We start from the raw sequence: 20,052 nt of genomic DNA, 5'->3' as shown, positions 1-20,052 counted from the left end.
CACACTGTTGAAATCATCGACCATGTGTAAAGTAACGGGCGTGACAACCACCGGCCAGACTCGCGCCCTGCGCGGCCGCCGCTCCATGCGCCCATCAGGCGATGACCGTGAGCAGGCGATCCTCGCGACCGCCGAGCGGCTGCTCGAAGAGCGTTCGCTGGCCGACATTTCGGTCGACGACCTGGCCAAAGGCGCCGGCATCTCGCGTCCGACCTTCTACTTCTATTTCAAGTCCAAGGAAGCCGTGCTGCTGTCGCTGCTCGAGCCGGTGATCGCGCGAGCCGATTCCGAGTTCGACGGTGCGGTGATGCGGCTTCCGGCGGACCCACGCCGGGTGTGGCGCAACGGCATCAAGGCGTTCTTCACCGAATTCGCGACGCACCGCGCGGTGGCCCGCACCGCCACCGAGGCACTGGCCACCAGCTCCGAGCTGCGATCGCTGTGGTCGGGATTCATGCAGAAATGGATCGACCAAACGGCCGCCATGATCACCGCCGAGCGGGAGCGCGGCGCCGCGCCGGACAACATCCCGGCCTCGGACCTCGCAACGTCGCTGAACCAGATGAACGAACGCACGATGATGGCCGCGCTGTCGGCCGAAACCCCGGCGGTCGAGACCGAGCGAGTCGTCGACACCCTCACTCACATCTGGCTCAGCAGCATCTACGGCCAATCCGGCTAGGTGTCATACCCGCGTGCGAACATATGTTCGTGCGGTGTGATGCGTCCATCCTGCACGCGGACCTGGACTCGTTCTACGCGTCCGTAGAACAGCGCGACGATCCGACACTGCGCGGTCGCCCCGTCATCGTGGGCGGTGGTGTCGTGCTAGCCGCCAGCTACGAGGCAAAGGCATACGGCGTGCGCACCGCGATGGGCGGCCGGCAGGCCGTGCGCCTGTGCCCCGATGCCGTCGTGGTGCCGCCGCGCATGTCGGCCTATTCGCACGCCAGCGAGGCGGTCTTCGAGGTGTTCCGGGACGCCACACCGATCGTGGAGCCGCTGTCGGTCGACGAGGCGTTCCTCGACGTCGGCGGCTTGCGCCGGGTCTCCGGCACGCCGGTCCAGATCGCGGAACGACTGCGAACCGACGTGCGGGATCGGGTCGGCCTACCGATCACCGTCGGCATCGCGCGCACCAAATTCCTGGCCAAGGTCGCCAGCCAGGAGGCCAAGCCGGACGGTCTGCTGCTGGTGGCGCCCGATCGGGAGCTGGCATTCCTGCGGCCGTTGCCGGTGCGGCGGTTGTGGGGTGTGGGGGCGGTGACCGCCGGCAAGCTGCACGGCTACGGCATCACGACGGTGGCCGATGTCGCCGAGCTCAGCGAGTCGACGCTGGCCTCGCTGCTGGGCGTCGCCATGGGCCGCCAGCTGTATGCGCTGTCACGCAACGTCGATCGGCGCCGGGTCAACACCGGAGTTCGCCGCCGGTCGGTGGGGGCCCAACGGGCGTTGGGCCGCGCCGGAAATCGTATGTCGCCCAACGAGATCGATGCGGTCGTGGTCAACCTGATCGACCGCATCACGGCCCGGATGCGGGCCGCCGGCCGCACGGGTCGCACCGTGGTGCTGCGCTTACGGTTCGACGACTTCACCCGCGCCACCCGGTCACACACCTTGCCGTGGGCGACGTCGTCGACGGAGCCCATCCTGGCCGCTGCCCGGCAGCTGGTCGCGTCGGCCGCACCCGCGATCGCTCAACGCGGATTAACACTGGTCGGTTTCGCGGTGTCGGGCATCGATCGCAGCGGCGCCCAGCAGCTGATGCTGCCGCTGCACGGCGAGACTCTCGCGGTAGACGCCGCGGTCGACCAGGTCCGTGCGCGCTTCGGCAAAGCTGCCCTGACTCGCGGGGTGTTGATCGGCCGTGACGTGGGTATGGAAATGCCGCGACTTCCAGACTGAGCATTTTCTGCTGCTTCGCGCTGCCGGACAAAGCCGCGATCCTGGTGACGACGCTGCTGCTGGTTCTCCGAGGCGCCCGAAGCGGTGCGGGCCTCGGCCGTCGCGCTCAGTTGGATCCCGTCCACGCCAGTAGCTTGTCGGCCGGCCAGGTGTTGACGATCCGGTCGACCGGGACACCGGCGTCCAGCGCGCGCTGGGCACCGTAACCCAGGAAATCCAACTGGCCGGGCGCGTGCGCGTCGGTGTCGATGCTGAACACGCAGCCGATTTCCAAAGCCAGATTCAGCAGCCGGGTCGGCGGGTCGCGGCGTTCGGGGCGGGAGTTGATCTCCACCGCCGTGCCGTGGTCGCGACAAGCGGTGAAGACCTTCTCGGCGTCGAACTTCGATTCGGGTCGGATCCCGCGGTTGCCGGCAACCAGCCGGCCGGTGCAATGACCCAGCACATCAGCGTGCCCATCGGAGACGGCGCGCACCATCCGACGCGTCATCGCCGCCGAATCCATCGACAGTTTGGAGTGCACGCTGGCCACGACGACGTCGAGGCGCTCCAGCAACTCGGGCTCCTGATCCAGGCTGCCGTCGTCGAGAATGTCGACCTCGATGCCGGTGAGGATGCGCATCGGCGCGAACTTGTCCCGCAACCCGTCGATCACGTCGAGCTGCTTGCGCAACCGCTCCGGCGACAGGCCGTTGGCGATCGTCAGCCGCGGCGAGTGATCGGTCAACGCGCAGTATTCGTGGCCCAGGGCAGCCGCGGTGGCCATCATCTCGTCGATCGGCGCCGACCCGTCCGACCAATTCGAGTGCAGATGCAGATCGCCGCGTAACGCGGTGCGAATCTCGCCGCCGCCCAGATCGGTTGCCTCAGCTCGTAATTCAATCAGCGCATCGGGCTCGCGGCCGGCCCACGCCTGCGCGATGACTTTCGCGGTCTTGGGCCCGATGCCCGGCAACGTCTGCCAGCTGTTGGCCTGCCCGTGGCGCTCGCGCTCGGCGTCGTCGAGGCCCTCGACGACGTCGGCGGCGTTGCGATACGCCATGACGCGTTTGGGGTCCTGGCGGCTCCGGTCCTTGTAGTAGGCGATCTGCCGAAGCGCGGCTACCGGGTCCATGGCTCTAGTGTGCCTGCGCGGTGACTGCAAGCGCGGCGAAGCCGGGCGCCGCAGGTCACCGCCAAACCCCCACGTTCACCACAACTGCCCGGCGATGAACCCGGCGAAAACCACCCCGAAACCACCGATCTCGCCGACGATCAGCATGGCCATCAGCACCCGGGTCCCCCGCACCGGCCGCTCGAATTGGTTGACGGTGTCGCGCCGCGCGCCGTGTTCGATGTAGGCCGCGATCGCCGCGACGAAGAAGAACACGACGACCATCGCCGCCGCCAGGTTGACCCAGGCAGGCCAGGCGCTGAGTTCGACGAACGCCGCGAGCAACAGGGTCGCGAACGAATACAGCAACGCGGCCCGATGGGCGATGTCGACGTAAGGATGCGCCCGGTGGTCCTCCGACGTCATGATCTGCCGGTACTTCCAGACCCCGAGAACCAGTGCGAGCAAAAAGATCAGGCCGGCGGATAGCAGGGTGATCTTGGTGTCGATCCCGAGAGCAACAATCATCGTCCGCACGAGTTTAGTTGCGCTTCATAAATTTCGACTAGCGTCGGTGTCATGCGATTCGCGTTCAAAACCTCACCACAAAACACCACCTGGGCCGGCATGCTCGCGGTCTGGCAGGCCGCCGACGACATCGACGTCTTCGAGTCCGGGTGGACGTTCGACCACTTCTACCCGATCTTCTCCGACAGCACCGGCCCGTGCCTGGAGGGCTGGACCACCCTGACCGCGTTGGCGCAGGCCACCAAGCGGCTGCGGCTGGGCACCCTGGTCACCGGCATCCACTATCGCCACCCCGCGGTGCTGGCGAACATGGCCGCCACTGTCGACATCATCTCCGACGGCAGGCTCGAACTCGGGATCGGAGCCGGCTGGAACGAGGAGGAGTCCGGCGCCTACGGCATCGAACTCGGCAGCATCAGGGAGCGGTTCGACCGGTTCGAGGAAGCCTGTCAGGTGCTGATCAGCCTGCTCAGCCAGGAGACCACCAACTTCGACGGCAAGTACTACCAGCTCAAGGACGCCCGCAACGAACCCAAGGGACCGCAGCGCCCACACCCGCCCATCTGCATCGGCGGCAGTGGAGAGAAGCGCACACTGCCGCTCACCGCGCGCTACGCCCAGCACTGGAACTTCGCCGGCGGGACACCCGAGGAGTTCGCCCGCAAGCGCGACGTGCTGGCGGCGCGCTGCGCGGACATCGGACGCGACCCGAAGGAAATCACCCTGTCGGCCCACCTTCGCCTGGGGCCGGACCACAACTTCGCGGAGGTCATCGAGACCGCGGCCGGGCTGGGGGCCGAGGGGCTGGACCTGGGAATCGTCTATCTGCCCCCGCCGCACGACCCGGCCGTGCTGGAGCCTCTGGCCGAGGCGATCCGGGATTCGGGGTTGCTGACATAGCGTTCGGGCGCGTTGCCGAAGAAGATGACGGCAGCCGCCACCGCACAGCAGATCCCGACGAACTCCCAGCCGTGTCGAAATCCCCCGAGTCCCACCGGAACTGCACTCAGTAGCGATACCAGCACGGCCACCCCGAAGGCGCTGCCGATCTGGCGCGACATGTTCAGCATGGCGCTTCCGGTGGTCGCCCGGTGGTCGGGCAGCGCGCTGGCCGCCGCGTACAACGGCGCCTGAGTCAAACCCGACCCGATGCCGGCCAAGACCATGCCCGGAACAAAGCTGGCCAGGTAGGTATGGCCGGCGGGGACCATCACGCTGCAGTAGGCGCCCCCCGCCGCGAAAGCGAGGCATCCGATGGTGGCCGTGAGCCGTCGGCCTATCCGGTCCGCGATTCGGCCGCTGGTGGGCGCGAAGATTGCAGCGGTGATGGGGCCCACCGATACGGCCAGGCCGCAGCGAACCGGACTGTAATGCCAAATGCCCTGCAGGAACAGCACATTGATCAGCATCCACGACGCGTGGGCGAGAAAGAAGATGAACAGTGCCGCCGACGACACGGCGAACGGGCGGACGCCGAACAACGTGGCCTCGATGATCGCGCGGGGCGCAACGAGTGCCCGCCAAACGGTCGCCACCGTCGCCGCCACGCCGACCGTGAGACCAACCAACGTGTTGGTGCTGGACCAGCCCCAGCGCCCGCCCTCGACGGTGACCAATGTCAGCGCGGACACCGCCAACAGCAGCGCGAGAACGGAGGTCGGATCGACTCCCCCGGAGCTGCTCGGTAGGCGCACCTCGGGCACGTAGACCAGGCCCGCGACAAAGGTCGCGGCCCCGATGGGCAGGTTGATCAGGAAAATCCATCGCCAGTCGATACCGACGAGGAGTCCACCCAGGGTCGGTCCCAATGATGCCGCCACCGCGGCCACGCCTGCCCAGATGCCGACGATCCGGTTGTGCTCATGCTTGGCGAACAGCGGCCACAGCAGACCCAGCGACGCCGGCACCATCATCGCGGCGCCGACGCCCTGCAGCACCCGACCGGCTATAGCGACCCCCAGCACCGGCGCGCAGGCGCACGTCGCAGATGCTGCGGTGAAGACGGCGATGCCGGCGAGGAAGACCCGACGGCGTCCGTAGTGGTCGGCCAGCCGCCCCGCCGGTACCAGCAGCGTGGCGAAGACAATCGCGTAACCGGTGACGATCCAGGACATTGACGACAGCGATGCGCCCGAGAAACTGCGGGCTATCGAGGGCAGCGCGATGTTGACGATGAACAGGTCGAGTTGGGCCATGAACGCCCCCGCCGCCAGGATCGCCAGAACCAGCCAACGACGCCCCACGACCACATCGACAGGTTATGCGGCGGGAATATTCCGGTTCCGGCAGCTACGTCGGCTGTGGATTACGTGTCTGGCGCGGCGGCATGCCCGGTGCTTGCCGCAGAGCAAACACACCGCCCACCCGGCGCGGAATCGTAGGTTGGAAAATTGGGTTGTTAGGCCCCGAAAAGCAACAGCTCCTGGGCGGTGACCAGGCGCTCTTGCTTTGCGGGAAACTCGCGACTCTTCACGGGGTGCCGAAACAATGACCAGGCCATTCGCCCCACCCGCGAACGAGGTACTGGGTTCACATGCACAGTGACCACTCCTGCGATCGTTCTGCTCAACCGTGACTCCGTTGTGACGAAGCACACAAGTCGTTATTAGACACCCGCATCCTGGCAAACTGCTGGCGACTCGCCGAGCGAATACCGGCGTGTTTCTGGTGTGACTAGTGTGACTACTGAAGCGGTGCGGCCGTCGGCTTGATGGGAGCCGGAAGCGCGGTTGACCCCATCAAATACCGGTCCACACCCGCCGCGGCGGCCCTACCCTCGGCTATCGCCCAGACGATCAGCGACTGGCCCCGGCCCATGTCTCCGGCAACGTAAACGCCGGGGACCGAGGTCTCGTAATCGGCGCCGCGCGCGACGTTACCGCGGTCGGTGAGCTTCACCTCGAGGTCGGTGAGCAGACCCGCCTTCTCCGGTCCGACGAAGCCCATCGCCAGAAACACCACATCCGCCTCGAGCTCGAAGTCGGAGCCCTCGACCTTGATGAACTTGCCGTCCTGCATCGTCACTTCGTGAACCTTGAGCGCGGTCACGTGCCCGTCCTTGCCGACGAACTCCTCGGTGTTGACCGAGAACACGCGCTCGCCGCCCTCTTCGTGCGCGGACGAGACCCGGTACATCAGCGGGTAGGTCGGCCACGGCGTGGACTCGGCGCGGGTCTCCGGCGGCCGCGGCATGATCTCGAACTGGTGGATGCTGGCGGCACCCTGCCGGTGGGCGGTGCCCAGGCAGTCGGCTCCGGTGTCGCCGCCGCCGATGATGACGACCTTCTTGCCCTTGGCGGTGATCGGCGGCTGCCCGTCGGGGCCCAGCACGTCGTCGCCCTCCTGCGCGCGGTTACCCCACGGCAGGTATTCCATCGCCTGGTGGATACCGTCCAAGTCCCGGCCCGGGATCGGCAGATCACGCCAGTCGGTCGCGCCGCCGGCCAGCACCACTGCGTCGAAATCGGCGCGCAACTGTTCGGCGGTGATGTCGACTCCGACGTTGACACCGGCCCGGAATTCGGTTCCCTCAGCCCGCATTTGGTCGAGTCGCCGGTCGAGGACGCGCTTCTCCATCTTGAATTCCGGAATGCCGTAGCGCAGCAGTCCGCCGATGCGATCGGCCCGCTCAAAAACGGTGACGCTGTGTCCCGCGCGGGTGAGCTGCTGGGCGGCGGCCAATCCGGCTGGGCCCGAACCGATTACGGCCACCGTCTTGCCGGTGAGCTTCGTCGGCGGCTTCGGCTCGACGAAGCCCTCGTCGAAGGCGTGATCGATGATCTCCAGCTCGATCTGCTTGATCGTGACCGGATCCTGGTTGATGCCCAGCACGCACGCCGGCTCGCACGGCGCCGGACATAGCCGGCCGGTGAAGTCGGGGAAGTTGTTGGTGGCGTGCAGTCGCTCGATAGCATCGCGCCAACGTCCCCTGCGCACCAGGTCATTCCATTCCGGAATCAAGTTGCCCAGCGGACAGCCATTGTGACAGAAAGGAATACCGCAGTCCATGCAACGGGTCGCCTGCTCGCGCAGGGTGTCGTCGTTGAACTCCTGGTAGACCTCGTTCCAGTCCTTCAGCCGTAGCGGGACGGGCCGGCGTTGCGGCAGCTCCCGGTGCGGGTACTTGAGGAAGCCACTCGGATCAGCCATGCGCCGCCGCCATAATCGCCTTGTCGACATCGACGCCGTCACGTTCCGCTTGTGCGATCGCCTCCAGCACCTTCTTGTAGTCCCGGGGCATCACCTTGGCGAAATGCCACTGCTGGGAATGCCAGTCGGCCAGGATCCGCTGGCCGACAGCGGAATCCGTCGCATCGACATGTGCCTGGATGATGCCGTGCAGAAACTCCACGTCATCGGAATCGAGGGCCTCGAGGTCCACCATTTCGGTGTTCAGGTTCAGCGCCAATTGCTCGTCGGGGTCGTAGACGTACGCCACACCGCCGGACATACCGGCCGCGAAGTTGCGGCCGGTCGGTCCGAGGATCACCACCCGGCCACCGGTCATGTACTCGCAACCGTGATCGCCGACGCCCTCAACCACGGCATGGGCGCCGGAGTTTCGGACCGCGAACCGTTCACCGACCACGCCGCGCAAGAAGGCCTCCCCACTGGTGGCGCCGAACAGGATCACGTTGCCGCCGATGATGTTTTCCTCGGCAACGTAGTTCAGCGGCGCATTGTCGGACGGGCGCACCACGATCCGGCCGCCGGACAGACCCTTGCCGACGTAGTCGTTGGCGTCGCCGTACACCCGCAACGTGATGCCCTTGGGCACAAAGGCGCCGAAGCTGTTGCCGGCGGACCCGTCGAAGGTGATGTCGATCGTTCCATCCGGCAAGCCTTGGCCGCCATAGGCTTTCGTCAGCTCGTGGCCGAGCATGGTGCCCACCGTGCGGTTGACGTTGCTGATGGTGGTGGAGAACCGGACCGGCTTGCCGGAGTCCAGCGCCTCGCGGCTCATCACGATCAACTGCTGATCCAGCGCCTTGTCCAGACCGTGGTCCTGACGCGAGCTGCAGTACAGGTCCTGGTTCATGAACGCGGACTCCGGCTCGTGCAGCACCGGGGCCAGATCCAGCTTGTGCGCCTTCCAGTGCGCGCGCGCCAGTGTGGTGTCCAGCGCGCCCACTTGGCCGACCGCCTCGTTAAAGGTGCGGAAGCCCAACTGCGCCATGTACTCCCGAACCTCTTCGGCGATGAACATGAAGAAGTTCTCCACGAACTCCGGCTTGCCGGCGAAGCGCTCCCGCAGCACCGGGTTCTGCGTGGCCACACCGACCGGGCAGGTGTCGAGGTGGCATACCCGCATCATGATGCAGCCCGCGACGACCAGCGGGGCGGTGGCGAAACCGAATTCCTCGGCGCCCAGCAGCGCACCGATCATCACGTCGCGTCCGGTCTTGAGCTGTCCGTCCACCTGGACGACGATCCGGTCGCGTAATCCGTTGAGCAGCAAGGTCTGCTGCGTCTCGGCCAGCCCCAGCTCCCAGGGCGCACCCGCGTGCTTCTGCGAGGTGAGCGGCGTGGCACCGGTGCCGCCGTCGTGGCCCGAGATCAGCACCACGTCGGCGTGCGCCTTGGACACACCCGCCGCGACGGTGCCCACACCGTTCTCGGAGACCAGCTTGACGTGCACCCGCGCGGACGGGTTGGCGTTCTTCAGGTCGTGGATCAGCTGCGCCAGATCCTCGATCGAGTAGATGTCGTGGTGCGGCGGCGGCGAAATCAGACCGACACCGGGCGTCGAGTGCCGGACCTCTGCCACCCACGGGTACACCTTGTGCCCCGGAAGTTGGCCGCCCTCACCGGGCTTCGCGCCCTGGGCCATCTTGATCTGGATGTCGGTGCAGTTGGTCAGATAGTGCGAGGTGACGCCGAACCGCGCGGACGCGACCTGCTTGATCGCGCTGCGGCGCCAATCCCCGTTGGAGTCGGGCTCGAATCGCTTGACGTCCTCGCCGCCCTCACCGCTGTTGGACCGGCCGCCCAGCCGGTTCATCGCGATCGCGAGCGTCTCGTGCGCCTCGGCGGAGATCGAGCCGTAGCTCATCGCTCCGGTCGAGAACCGTTTGACGATCTCGCTGGCCGGTTCGACCTCGTCCAGCGGAACCGGGGGGCGCACATCGCCGCGGAACTTCAGCAGTCCGCGCAGCGACGCCATCCGCTCGCTCTGGTCGTCGACCAGGCGGGTGTACTCCTTGAAGATCTTGAACTGGCCGGTGCGGGTGGCGTGCTGCAGCTTGAACACGGTCTCCGGGTTGAACAGGTGGTACTCGCCCTCGCGGCGCCACTGGTAGTCCCCACCCACCTCGAGTTCGCGGTGCGCGCGCTCGCCCGGCCGGTCCAGATAGGCCAGCGTGTGGCGCGCCTCGACATCGGCGGCGACGTCGTCCAGCGTGATGCCGCCGGTCGGGCAGACCAGCCCGGTGAAGTACTCGTCGAGCACGTCCTCGGAGATCCCGATGGCCTGGAACAGCTGGGCGCCGGTGTAGGAGGCCAGCGTCGAAATACCCATCTTGGACATGACTTTCAGCACGCCCTTGCCGGCGGCCTTCACGTAATTGTTCAGCGCCTTGTCGCGATCGATCCCGTCGATGACGCCGCGGTCGAGCATGTCCTCGATCGACTCGAACGCCAGGTACGGGTTGACCGCGGCCGCGCCGCAGCCGATCAGCATCGCCATGTGGTGCACCTCGCGGGCGTCGCCGGATTCGACGACGAGACCCACATGCGTGCGGGTCCGATCCCGCACCAGGTGGTGGTGCACCCCGGCGACGGCGAGCAGCGACGGTATCGGCGCCATCTGCTCGTTGGAATCGCGGTCGGAAAGGATGATGACCCGGGCACCATCGGCGATCGCGGCCGATGCCTGCGCGCGCACCTCCTCCAGCGCGGCCGTCAGCCCGGCGCCACCCTCGGCGACCGGGTACAGACAGCGAATCACCTTGGAGCGCATGCCGTGTGGACGACCGTTGACCTTGTCGTCCGGATTCAGGTTGATCAGCTTGGCGAGCTCGTGGTTACGCAGAATCGGCTGTCGCAGCATGATCTGGTGGCACGAGTATTCGTCCGGGCTGAGCAGGTCGCGCTCCCCGCCGGTGGTGCCCTGCAGGCTGGTCACCACCTCTTCGCGGATGGCGTCCAGCGGCGGGTTGGTCACCTGAGCGAACAGCTGGTGGAAGTAGTCGTAGAGCATCCGGGGACGCTGCGACAGCACCGCGACCGGGGTATCGGTGCCCATCGACCCGATCGGCTCGGCGCCGGTGCGCACCATCGGCGCCACCAGCAGGTTGAGCTCCTCGTAGGTGTAACCAAAAGCCAACTGCCGCATGACAAGTCGATCGTGCGCCATCCGCACGTACTCGCCCTGTGGCAACGATTCGAGGGGAACGAGGTTCTTGTCGAGCCACTCCTGGTACGGGTGCTCGGCAGCTAGCTCGGCCTTGATCTCCTCGTCGGCGACGATGCGGCCCTGGGTGGTGTCCACCAAGAACATCCGGCCCGGTTGCAGGCGCATCCGCTGGACCACCGTCGACGGGTCCAGGTCCAAGACACCCGCCTCCGAGGCCATCACCACCAGGCCGTCCTCGGTGACCCAAATGCGGGACGGGCGAAGGCCATTGCGGTCGAGCACGGCGCCCACGACGGTGCCGTCGGTAAACGTCATCGACGCCGGGCCGTCCCACGGTTCCATCAGCGATGCGTGGTACTCGTAGAAGGCGCGCCGTGCCGGGTCCATCGACTCGTTGCGTTCCCAGGCCTCGGGAATCATCATCAGCACCGCGTGCGGCAGGCTGCGCCCGCCTAGGTGCAGCAGTTCCAGCGCCTCGTCGAAACGCGCGGTGTCCGAGGCGCCCGGAGTACAAATCGGGAACAACTTCTCCAGGTCGTCGACCGAGCCGAAGACGTCGGTCTTTATCAGCGCCTCGCGCGCACGCATCCAGTTCTCGTTGCCGGTGACGGTGTTGATCTCACCGTTGTGGGCGATACGCCGGAACGGATGCGCCAGCGGCCAGGACGGGAAGGTGTTGGTCGAGAACCGGGAGTGCACGATGCCCAGCGCGCTGGTCATCCGATCGTCTTGCAGGTCAAGGTAAAACGCCTTGAGCTGCGGCGTGGTGAGCATGCCCTTGTAGACCATCGTCCGGCCGGACAAGCTTGGGAAATACACGGTTTCGCGGCCGGGACCGTCTTGGCCCGGACCTTTGGTACCGAGTTCGTGTTCGGCGCGCTTGCGTACGACGTAGCAGCGGCGCTCCAGGGTCATGTCGGAGGCGCCCGCCAAGAAGACCTGGCGGAAGGTGGGCATCGCGTCGCGGGACAGCGCGCCCAGCGACGAATCGTCGGTGGGCACATTGCGCCAGCCAAGGACCGTCAGGCCCTCGGATTCGGCGATCTTCTCCACCGCGGCGCAGGCGGCCGCGGCATCTTTGGACGACTGCGGCAGAAACGCGATACCGGTGGCGTAGCTGCCCGGCGCGGGGAGCTCGAAGTCCACGACTTCGCGCAGGAAGGCGTCCGGGACCTGAATCAGGATGCCGGCGCCGTCACCGCTGCGCGGCTCGGCGCCCTGGGCGCCACGATGTTCGAGGTTGACCAGTGCGGTGATTGCCTTGTCGACGATGTCGCGGCTGCGTCGCCCGTGCATGTCGACGACCATGGCTACCCCGCACGAATCGTGCTCGTACGCGGGGTTGTACAACCCAACGCGCCTGGGCGTCATATGCACCTGCCTCTTCACCAGAACCTGCTACACGGCCGTTTTTGTGGCTCCGACGGGGCCGCACCCAGAGGTTGCGGGCTGACCCCTTCGGTCTTGTCGATAGGCTGTCTCCCAGGCGGAAAATGATCCGATTGGGGAATCGTCCGTGCGGCGCTGAACGGTGGCGTGTACCCGGTCTCGACAAGTCGTAAAACGATATGACAAAAACCGCCTGACATGCCAACTTGACCAAGTCTAACCCGGCAGATAGCGGCAACGTAAATTCGCTGCAGGTCGCGCCCGATAACGCGGGGAAACGCGCCTAAACACCCGACACTCCGCCCGCGGCAGCGCAGACCGGACCGGCCGCTCGCTGGGTCGACCGTCTCCTTGGGTTTGCTGTGGCCCCGGTCTCACGGAACGCCAAGATGGCCGGAATCACAATGCACCCCGCGCATCCGCGCCGCGGATCACGATAAGGCGTGGCAGCAATACCGCCCGTAACCCCAGCCGGCGCGCCCGGTGGGGGCCTACGCCGCCGCACCGGCACCGCATTAGTGCGCACCGAGTTTGCGCGGTACTAATTAGGGGAGCGTGCGGAGATACTGGTCGGGTATCACCCCTGCGGCCGGCCCAACGCGCGACGATCGATCGCCCGGCACCGAGGAGCCCATGAACGAGCGCGACGAATTCCTGCGGGACCGTCTGCAGCCCGACCGGCCCAGCACCCCCGCCGCCCCGCCCCAGCCCCGCTCCGCGGGTCACCGAAGCGGGTCGCCCGCGGCATTTCCCCCGCCGCGACCCGTCCCGACGCCGTCGTTTCCGCCTCCCCCGCCGCGGCAACACGCCGCTTCCCCTCCCCCGCCGCGACCCGTCCCGACGCCGTCGTTTCCGCCTCCCCCGCCGCGGCCGGCTGCGCCCCCCGCGCCCGTTACCGCGCCACCGGCGCCCGACGCCGCCCTCGTGTCGATCACGGCGGCCGACCTCCCCGACACCGGTTGGCGACGCATCCTGCGGCTGCTCACCTTCGGCCTCGTCAAGCTGGGTCCGTCGCCCGCACAACGCCAAGACGCCCAATTCGAAAGCGCCATCCGGACCGGTTTCCGCGGCAACCACAAGGTCGGCGTGGTGGGAAAGGGCGGGGTCGGAAAAACCTCCGTCGCCGCCAGTGTCGGATCGCTGTTCGCCGAGCTCCGCCGCGGGCAAGACCACGTGGTGGCGATCGACGCCGATACCGCCTTCGGCCGGTTGAGCAGCCGGATCGATCCGCGCTCGACGAGTTCGTTCTGGGAACTGACCGCCGACAAGAACCTCGAGACCTTCACCGATGTGGCCGAGCGGGTGGGCCGCAATTCGGTCGGCCTGCACGTGCTGGCCGGCGAACCGGCGTCCGGTCCGCGCCGGGTGCTCGATCCCGCGATTTACCGCGAAGCGGCGTCGCGGCTGGACCGCCATTTCACGATCTCGGTCATCGACTGCGGCTCGACGATGGACTCACCGGTCACCCAGGAAGTGCTGCGCGACCTGGATGCCCTGATCGTGGTGTCCTCGCCGTGGGCCGATGGGGCATCCGCGGCCGCCCGGACCATGGAATGGCTCTCGGATCAGGGCATGACCGAGTTGTTGAACCACACGATCGTGGTGCTAAACGACTCCGACGGGCACGCCGACAAGCGCACCCGGGCGCAGCTCGCCCGCGAGTTCGTCGACCACGGACAGCCGGTGGTCGAGGTGCCGTATGACCCCCATCTGCGCCCCGGCGGCGTCATCGACGTGACGCACGAGATGGCCGGCCCCACGCGGCGCAAGTTACTGGAGGCCACCGCGATGATCGCCGGGTTTTTCGGCGCGAGCCCCGACCGTGCGCCCGGCTCCCGGCCGAGCGGCCACGAGGGCTGACGCTTCGCGCCTCAGCTGGCCGCAATCCGGGCCGACGGGTCGGCGATCGCCTCGATCTTGCTGACCAGCGGGCCGCGGATGGTCAGCACAATGGCGGCAAACAGCCGGCGCTCGGCGAACGCGAGCACCACCGCCTGCCCGGCGGGACCGCTGACCAGCGTGACTCCCGGCCCCAGATAGCGCATCAGGTTGGTGGCCACCGCATGCGGACCATGGTTGATCTGCGGCGGGGGCGGCGGGTCGGCAAGGACGGTGCCCACACCCCAGACCGTCGGATCCAGGACGGCGGTCAGCGCGGCGATGTCGCCGTTGGCACAGGCGGTGATGAATTTCTCGGTGACCAGCTGGTGCTCGGCGGGGGCTACATCACTGTGCTTCGGCTGTGCCGCAGTGAATTTCGAGCGCGCTCGCCGCGCCAGCTGACGGCAGGTACCGACCGGGCGCCCCACCGTTTCGGCGATCGTGTCGAACGGGACGCCGAACACGTCGTGCAGCACGAACGCGACCCGTTCGCCGGGGCTGAGCCGCCGCAACACTTCCATCAGCGCGGTGCGGACCTCGTCGTCAAGAGTGACCCGATCCGCCGGGTCTAGGCTGCGCGATTCGGCGACGTCGGCGCCCGGGTCGCCATGGTGGGGATCGCTCAGTCGCTCGTAGCGCGTTCGTGCCGAGCGCACCTGATCGAGGCAGAGCCGGCTGGTGACGACGGTGAGCCAGCCGCGGATGTCGTCGACCTCGTCGGGGCCCGTGCGGGACAACCGCAGGAATGCCTCTTGCGCAACATCTTCGGCGTCGCCCACGTCGCCGAGGATTTGATATCCGAGATTGACCAGATAGGGCCGGTGCCGGCGCCAGGCATCGGCGAGCTGGTCGGTTGGGGGCTGCGACTGGTTCATGAAATACCGACGATCTGGGGCCGGAAAAAGTTACCTGACTCCGACTGTAACTTTCCCTGCTCCGCACCCGTCGTTGATGAAGATCTTCGACTTCCAGGAGGAAACATCATGACCATCGTCGTAACCGGAGCGACCGGCAATGTCGGGCGCCCCCTTGTTGCCGAACTTGTCGCCGCGGGCGCCCGGGTCCGCGCCATCACCCGCACCCCGAGCAGCGCCCGGTTTCCCTCCGGCGTCGAGGTGCTCGGCACCGTTGCCGAAGCGCTGCCGGGAGCAGCTGCGGTATTCCTGAACTCCCGCGCGCTCGGTGACAGCCTCGCGCGGGTCGTCGCCGAATCCTGCGGCGCCGGAGTCACCAAACTGGTTGCGCTGTCGGCGATCAACGCAGACGACGACTTCTCGCGACAGCCGTCGCGCTTTCGCGGCGACCGTAACCGGGAGGTCGAGCGGCTCGCCGTCGACTCGGGTCTGGCGTGGGTGAGCCTGCGGCCCACGGTGTTCGCGACGAACTTCGCCGGGATGTGGGCCGCCCAGATCCGGGCCGGCGATGTGGTGGCCGGGCCGTACGCGGCGGCATCGACCGCACCGATCGTCGAGAGCGACATCGCCGCGGTCGCGGCGCGCGCCCTGCTCACCGATGAGCTTGTCGGTCAGCGGGTTCCGTTGACCGGGCCCCAGGCGCTCACCAACTCCGAACTCGTGGACGTCATCGGCGCCGTGCTGGGCCGCCCGCTGCAGTACCGGGAGATACCCGCCGACGCGGTGCGGCAGCGCTTCATCGACCTGGGTTTCGGCGCTGAGTTCGGCGACGCCTACACCGCGATGCTCGCCGAGACGCTGGACCACCCCGCGCTTGTCACGCACGACGCCGAGAAGATCCTCGGCCGAGCGCCACAGTCCTTCGCGCAATGGGTGTCTGAGCACCGCGACCTGTACGCGAACTAGATCCGGAGATAGGAGAGTCCGAAATGTCCGAACCACAGCCGCCGCGCTACCTCAAGCCCATGAACAAAATGATGATGGCGGTGCAGAGACTGGGGATACCGACCGGCCCCGCCATGGTGCTCACGGTGCCCGGCCGGAAGTCGGGTCAACCACGCAGCACCCCGATGACACCGTTTGAATTTCAGGGCGGCCTCTACGTCGTCGCGGGCTACCCGGGCGCGGACTGGGCGGCGAATGCCCGCGCCGCGGGTACCGGCACGCTGGCCCGGGGCCGACGATCCAGGGAGGTCAGCATCATCGAGCTGACCGCCGAGCAGGCGCGCCCGGTGTTGCGGGAGTTCCCCAAAAAGGTCCCGGTTGGGGTGTCGTTCGCGAAGCGCTCGGGAATGGTGCGCGACGGAACTTCCGACGAATTCGAGGCGCTGGCGGGCCGGCTCGCCGTTTTCCGATTCGACCCGGCCGTTTCGCCGTAGCACCCCGCAACGCAAGACAGCGCGAGAACCTTGGATGGTTCTCGCGCTGTCTGTCGCCGGTCCGGACTATCCGATTGAAGCGCTCCAAAGACGGAGCTGCGCAACTGCTTCCACACCGGATCCCGGACGTTGCTCTACTGCGGACGCCTCAGGAAGATCGGGGCTAGGCCGATTTGGCCGTCTCGCGCACCGGGTATCCGTTGCGCTCGGCCAGCGAGCGCAACTGGTTCAGCGCGAACGCGCGCGGGCGGCCCGACTCGGGGATGACGACGCCGGCCCACAGTCCTTCCGCACCGGCTGACTCGACGGCATCGCGGGCGCACAGCCACCGGCGAGGGCAAGCCCGGCACAGGGCTTTGGCCTCGGCGTCGGGGGCCGTCGTCCAGCGGTCGGGGTCCTGGGTGCACGCGCCCAACGGGATGTTGTACAGAGTTGCGGTCATCGCTACGTTCCTCCAGAAAGCGTTGCAGTTCTGCGTCCTATGACTCGAAAGGGTATCGCAATAACTGTCGCAATGCAACAGTTTGATGCTCTACTTATCGATCGCGGCCGTACGCAGGCGCTTCGGTGGCTATTCCACGCGCCGGAGGCTTCACCGGGTTTAACTGGTGGAGAACAGCGGCGGAACGATGCCTCAATGTTGGGGCTGAACTGGCCATATGCGCGCACCCGCGGCGAGTCCCGTCCGCCTGCGCGACGGTCGACGACAAACTGTAGCGGTGATGCGGTTGCGGCCCGGTTGCCTCGAGGGGCCGTGGCCGGGTTGGTTCCGTAACAACTTGATGTAGAACTGTAGCGGCGCGATAGATTTTGACGTGTGCAGCAGTTAGAATCCTGATGGCGGATAGCCCGCCGCCACATGAAAATCGAGCGAGGAATCACCGACGATGTCCAGCGCCGCGTCAACTGCCCCTCCGGCTCTGCTGGTCGTGCACAGCGGCGACACATCGCACGCGATCGAGCCCGGGCGCGGCGTGGTGAGCATCGGCCGAGAACCTCAGGCCGGTGTGCGGATCGATGATCCGCAGATCTCGCAGGAGCACTTGCGCGCCGAAGCCACCGATGGGCAGTGGCGCATCGTCGACAGCAGCCCGACTGGCATGTTCGTCGACGGACTGCGAACGACCTCCGTGACGGTCACCGACAAGACAATCGTCCGATTCGGGGACCCCACCGCGGGGAAAGTCCTGACGTTTGAAGTCGTCAGGCCGCCGAAATCCGTTGACCGACAACAGGTTGACGATTCCGATGAGCAGGGGGACAACATCGCACCAAACGATCTGGATCCGGGCGTGGTTCGCGCCGGAGCCGCAGCCGCCGCCCGCCGCCGAGAGCTCGACATCAGCCAGCGCAGCCTCGCCGCGGACGGGATCATCAACGCCGGCGCGCTGATCGCCTTCGAAAAGGGCCGCAGTTGGCCGCGCGAACGGACCCGCGCCAAGCTCGAGGAAGTCCTGCAGTGGCCCGCCGGAACCATCGATCGGATCCGTCACGGGGAAGCGGTCGCCGATGACCCCAACCCGCAGGCCGCGGCGGTCGACGGTCCCGCGGCGGCCGACAATCCGGCGGCTGACGGCGCGGCGTCGCTGATCGCGCAGGCGGTCGTCGCCGCCGTGGACGGGTGCAGCCTGGCCATCTCCGCATTGCCGCCGGCCGGGGACCCCGAGTTCACCGAGCGCGCGGCGCCCATCCTCGCCGATTTGCGCCAACTCGAAGCGATTGCCGTCCGGGCGACCAGGATCAGTCAAATTACCCCGGAGTTAATCAACGCACTCAGCGCCGTTCGCCGGCACCGCGACGAATTGATGACGCTCGGAGCGAACGCACCGGATGCACCGCTGGCGCAGCGGTTGTACGCCGCCCGGCGCCGGGCTAACCTTTCCCCGCTGGAAATTGCGCAAGCTGCCGGCGTCGACGAAGAAATGATCGTGCGCGCGGAGGATGAGGAGCCTTTGCCCGCGTACGTAACGGCCGCGATCGAAACGCTGATAGGCCACATCGACTGATTTCGGCGAGTCCCGGGCCACCGTCAATTCCATTGTTTGCTTTTCGGCAACTTTGCCGCAATGTTTACCGTGGCGCCCCAGCGCTGGGTGGTGGAAGCTGTTGCCTAACCGAAAAACTCGTGCACTGGACCTGTTCTGAGCGCTGTTAGGCTCGTTCTACCGTGCACAGGATCGGTGCACAGGATCTGCGAGCTTGAAGGGAAACACCGACGTGGCTTGGCTAAACGGTGCAACAGATTTAGCGACGTGTGTGAAGAGTTTTGGATCTGGTGTTACGGCCGCCTCGGCTGGCGACTGGGCCAACCTTGGTGCGAGCGCCGCCACGATCCTCGGTAAAGGGATGATCTACGCGGGTAAGCAGAACGCCGTTCTAGCAAAGGCGTTGAAGGATAGCGGAACAAAGGCGCTGCCGACGCCGACGGCCATTGTCGACGCTGCCGCGCTGGCCGTCACGATCGTGGACCTGCTTAACGGATTCGGAACGCCCAACTCGGGTTCGGCCGTTTCCACCGCCGCGGACAAACTCAACCTGTTCCTCAAAGATTTGGACCCCGCGAGCATTCCGGATCCGCGGGACTGGAGCGGCGACGCGGCGACGGCCTACATCGGCCAGGTCAACACGCTCAAGGGTTTCGTCGACAAGTTCAAGACGTACGACCAGACCCTGAAGGGCTACCTCAGCAAGCAGGCCGGCGAGGTCAAGCAGGCGCACCTGTGCTGCACGGTCAACGTGGCCGTGCTGACCGCCGCCGCGGGTATTGCCCTGGCGATGTACCTGATCCCGATCGCGGGCCCGGGCATCTCGCAGGCGTGGCAGATCATTGCTGCCTTCGCGTGCTGCGCGGCGGTCTTCGTCGTCGAGATGCTCACGCTGTCGAGTTCGATGGGCATCTCCAACCAGTGCGCGACCCTGGGCCAGCAATACGTCCAGCTGGGCAAGGATGTCACGGCGCAACTGGCGGGGAGTTTCGGCAGGATCCAGGGCAAGGTTGCCTCGGACACCTCGTCCAAGCTGTCCGGCTTCCGCGCCGTCTCCGACGGTCTGACGGACTACTCCTTCGCGTCCGCTACGCCGAGTGTCAACAAGTTGGCCGCCGCGGCGGGCGACAAGGTTGCGCCGGAGCAGAAGGCGCTGCTGGAATCTTCGAGCGACAAAGCCGCCGCCGCGAAGACCACCGACACCAAGAAGGACACCACGACCAAGACGGGCGACAAGACGCCCGCCCCGGCGGCGTTCACGCCGCCCAGCCTGGCTCAGATCGGGCAGGCGTCCCAGGGCCTGAACCAGGTCGGCCAGACCCTCGGCCAGGGAATGCAACAGATTCAGTCGCTCGCCCAATCCGCAAAGGGCTCGGCTCCCGCCGCTGCCCCGGTCGCGGCGCACGACGTCAGCGACGTCAAGGACGACGAGGACAAGAATAAGGAAGACGACGCGAAAAAGGACGGTGAAACAGGAGCCGCGGCCGGCGCCGCAGCCGGTAAAGACGGCGGCACCGAGCGTGCACCCGTCGACGCCGCGGCCCCCGCCGCGGCCCCGGCCGGAGCTGGCCGCGAGCGCGTCGTCTGATATCACCCGTCCGTGAAATACGCAGCGGGCCAACGC

General features: G+C 66.8%; 15 protein-coding genes. 8 read left to right on the top strand and 7 right to left on the bottom strand.

Annotated features, from left to right (window positions below):
* Positions 1–40: 40 nt before the first annotated feature.
* On the top strand, positions 41–682 hold the full coding sequence (locus G6N55_RS17830; protein WP_085224685.1) for a TetR/AcrR family transcriptional regulator: 642 nt from the start codon (positions 41–43) through the stop codon (positions 680–682).
* A 23-nt stretch (positions 683–705) separates the two neighbouring features.
* Entirely contained in the window at positions 706–1,905 is a 1,200-nt protein-coding gene (gene dinB, locus G6N55_RS17825) for a DNA polymerase IV (protein ID WP_085224683.1), read from the top strand.
* Positions 1,906–2,011: 106 nt separating this feature from the next.
* Here dinB and G6N55_RS17820 read toward each other — a convergent pair whose 3' ends face one another.
* Together G6N55_RS17820 and G6N55_RS17815 are read right to left on the bottom strand one after the other, a co-directional pair.
* On the bottom strand, positions 2,012–3,019 hold the full coding sequence (locus tag G6N55_RS17820; protein ID WP_085224681.1) for a PHP domain-containing protein: 1,008 nt from the start codon (positions 3,017–3,019) through the stop codon (positions 2,012–2,014).
* Positions 3,020–3,094: 75 nt separating this feature from the next.
* The gene (locus G6N55_RS17815; RefSeq protein WP_085224679.1) at positions 3,095–3,526 is read right to left on the bottom strand and encodes a hypothetical protein; all 432 of its coding nucleotides are present in this window, start codon (positions 3,524–3,526) and stop codon (positions 3,095–3,097) included.
* A 51-nt stretch (positions 3,527–3,577) separates the two neighbouring features.
* Between G6N55_RS17815 and G6N55_RS17810 the strand changes: the two genes are divergently transcribed.
* Positions 3,578–4,426, top strand: coding sequence for an LLM class F420-dependent oxidoreductase (locus tag G6N55_RS17810; RefSeq protein ID WP_085224677.1), 849 nt, complete (start codon positions 3,578–3,580; stop codon positions 4,424–4,426).
* On the opposite strand, the gene G6N55_RS17805 is transcribed toward G6N55_RS17810, so the two are convergent.
* From G6N55_RS17805 to gltB, 3 genes are all read right to left on the bottom strand, one after another.
* Positions 4,348–5,775 (bottom strand): MFS transporter, encoded by a 1,428-nt coding sequence (locus G6N55_RS17805; RefSeq protein WP_085224675.1) that lies wholly within the window; start codon positions 5,773–5,775, stop codon positions 4,348–4,350. The genes G6N55_RS17810 and G6N55_RS17805 overlap by 79 nt on opposite strands.
* Positions 5,776–6,208: 433 nt before the next feature.
* Positions 6,209–7,675, bottom strand: a complete 1,467-nt coding sequence (locus tag G6N55_RS17800; protein WP_085224672.1) for a glutamate synthase subunit beta — start codon at positions 7,673–7,675, stop codon at positions 6,209–6,211.
* Positions 7,668–12,251 (bottom strand): glutamate synthase large subunit, encoded by a 4,584-nt coding sequence (gene gltB, locus G6N55_RS17795; RefSeq protein ID WP_085224670.1) that lies wholly within the window; start codon positions 12,249–12,251, stop codon positions 7,668–7,670. The genes G6N55_RS17800 and gltB overlap by 8 nt, the downstream gene beginning before the upstream one ends.
* Before the next feature lie 651 nt (positions 12,252–12,902).
* Between gltB and G6N55_RS17790 the strand changes: the two genes are divergently transcribed.
* Complete coding sequence (locus G6N55_RS17790) at positions 12,903–14,129, top strand: MinD/ParA family ATP-binding protein (RefSeq protein ID WP_179968080.1); 1,227 nt, start codon at positions 12,903–12,905, stop codon at positions 14,127–14,129.
* A gap of 11 nt (positions 14,130–14,140) precedes the next feature.
* On the opposite strand, the gene sigI is transcribed toward G6N55_RS17790, so the two are convergent.
* Positions 14,141–15,025, bottom strand: coding sequence for an RNA polymerase sigma factor SigI (gene sigI, locus G6N55_RS17785; protein WP_085224666.1), 885 nt, complete (start codon positions 15,023–15,025; stop codon positions 14,141–14,143).
* Positions 15,026–15,133: 108 nt separating this feature from the next.
* On the opposite strand from sigI, the gene G6N55_RS17780 reads away from it, so the two are divergent.
* Both G6N55_RS17780 and G6N55_RS17775 read left to right on the top strand, forming a co-directional pair.
* The gene (locus tag G6N55_RS17780) at positions 15,134–15,970 is read left to right on the top strand and encodes an NmrA family NAD(P)-binding protein (RefSeq protein WP_085224665.1); all 837 of its coding nucleotides are present in this window, start codon (positions 15,134–15,136) and stop codon (positions 15,968–15,970) included.
* Positions 15,971–15,993: 23 nt separating this feature from the next.
* Complete coding sequence (locus G6N55_RS17775; RefSeq protein ID WP_085224663.1) at positions 15,994–16,443, top strand: nitroreductase family deazaflavin-dependent oxidoreductase; 450 nt, start codon at positions 15,994–15,996, stop codon at positions 16,441–16,443.
* A gap of 163 nt (positions 16,444–16,606) precedes the next feature.
* Here G6N55_RS17775 and G6N55_RS17770 read toward each other — a convergent pair whose 3' ends face one another.
* Positions 16,607–16,885: a WhiB family transcriptional regulator gene (locus G6N55_RS17770; protein WP_085224662.1), complete on the bottom strand. Its 279-nt coding sequence runs from the start codon at positions 16,883–16,885 to the stop codon at positions 16,607–16,609.
* A 445-nt stretch (positions 16,886–17,330) separates the two neighbouring features.
* On the opposite strand from G6N55_RS17770, the gene espM reads away from it, so the two are divergent.
* Together espM and G6N55_RS17760 are read left to right on the top strand one after the other, a co-directional pair.
* A complete protein-coding gene (espM, locus tag G6N55_RS17765) occupies positions 17,331–18,449 on the top strand; it encodes an ESX-1 type VII secretion system transcriptional regulator EspM (protein WP_085224660.1) in 1,119 nt (372 codons plus the stop codon).
* A 382-nt stretch (positions 18,450–18,831) separates the two neighbouring features.
* Positions 18,832–20,016 carry an EspA/EspE family type VII secretion system effector gene (locus G6N55_RS17760; RefSeq protein ID WP_139826999.1) on the top strand — a complete coding sequence of 395 codons (1,185 nt, stop codon included), beginning with the start codon at positions 18,832–18,834 and terminating at the stop codon, positions 20,014–20,016.
* The last annotated feature ends 36 nt before the right edge of the window (positions 20,017–20,052 follow it).

It is taken from the genome of Mycobacterium florentinum (assembly GCF_010730355.1).
GTDB classification, from domain to species: domain Bacteria; phylum Actinomycetota; class Actinomycetes; order Mycobacteriales; family Mycobacteriaceae; genus Mycobacterium; species Mycobacterium florentinum.
The sequence above is the reverse complement of the archived record's forward strand: the minus strand, read 5'-3'. Positions and strand labels throughout refer to the sequence as shown.

Excerpts from the sequence above, each read along its gene's own strand:
- dinB (WP_085224683.1), top strand. The coding sequence starts at position 706 with ATGTTCGTGCGGTGTGATGCGTCCATCCTGCACGCGGACCTGGACTCG.
- G6N55_RS17820 (WP_085224681.1), bottom strand. The coding sequence starts at position 3,019 with ATGGACCCGGTAGCCGCGCTTCGGCAGATCGCCTACTACAAGGACCGG.
- G6N55_RS17815 (WP_085224679.1), bottom strand. The coding sequence starts at position 3,526 with ATGATTGTTGCTCTCGGGATCGACACCAAGATCACCCTGCTATCCGCC.
- G6N55_RS17810 (WP_085224677.1), top strand. The coding sequence starts at position 3,578 with ATGCGATTCGCGTTCAAAACCTCACCACAAAACACCACCTGGGCCGGC.
- G6N55_RS17800 (WP_085224672.1), bottom strand. The coding sequence starts at position 7,675 with ATGGCTGATCCGAGTGGCTTCCTCAAGTACCCGCACCGGGAGCTGCCG.
- gltB (WP_085224670.1), bottom strand. The coding sequence starts at position 12,251 with ATGACGCCCAGGCGCGTTGGGTTGTACAACCCCGCGTACGAGCACGAT.
- G6N55_RS17790 (WP_179968080.1), top strand. The coding sequence starts at position 12,903 with ATGAACGAGCGCGACGAATTCCTGCGGGACCGTCTGCAGCCCGACCGG.
- sigI (WP_085224666.1), bottom strand. The coding sequence starts at position 15,025 with ATGAACCAGTCGCAGCCCCCAACCGACCAGCTCGCCGATGCCTGGCGC.
- G6N55_RS17780 (WP_085224665.1), top strand. The coding sequence starts at position 15,134 with ATGACCATCGTCGTAACCGGAGCGACCGGCAATGTCGGGCGCCCCCTT.
- G6N55_RS17775 (WP_085224663.1), top strand. The coding sequence starts at position 15,994 with ATGTCCGAACCACAGCCGCCGCGCTACCTCAAGCCCATGAACAAAATG.
- G6N55_RS17770 (WP_085224662.1), bottom strand. The coding sequence starts at position 16,885 with ATGACCGCAACTCTGTACAACATCCCGTTGGGCGCGTGCACCCAGGAC.
- espM (WP_085224660.1), top strand. The coding sequence starts at position 17,331 with ATGTCCAGCGCCGCGTCAACTGCCCCTCCGGCTCTGCTGGTCGTGCAC.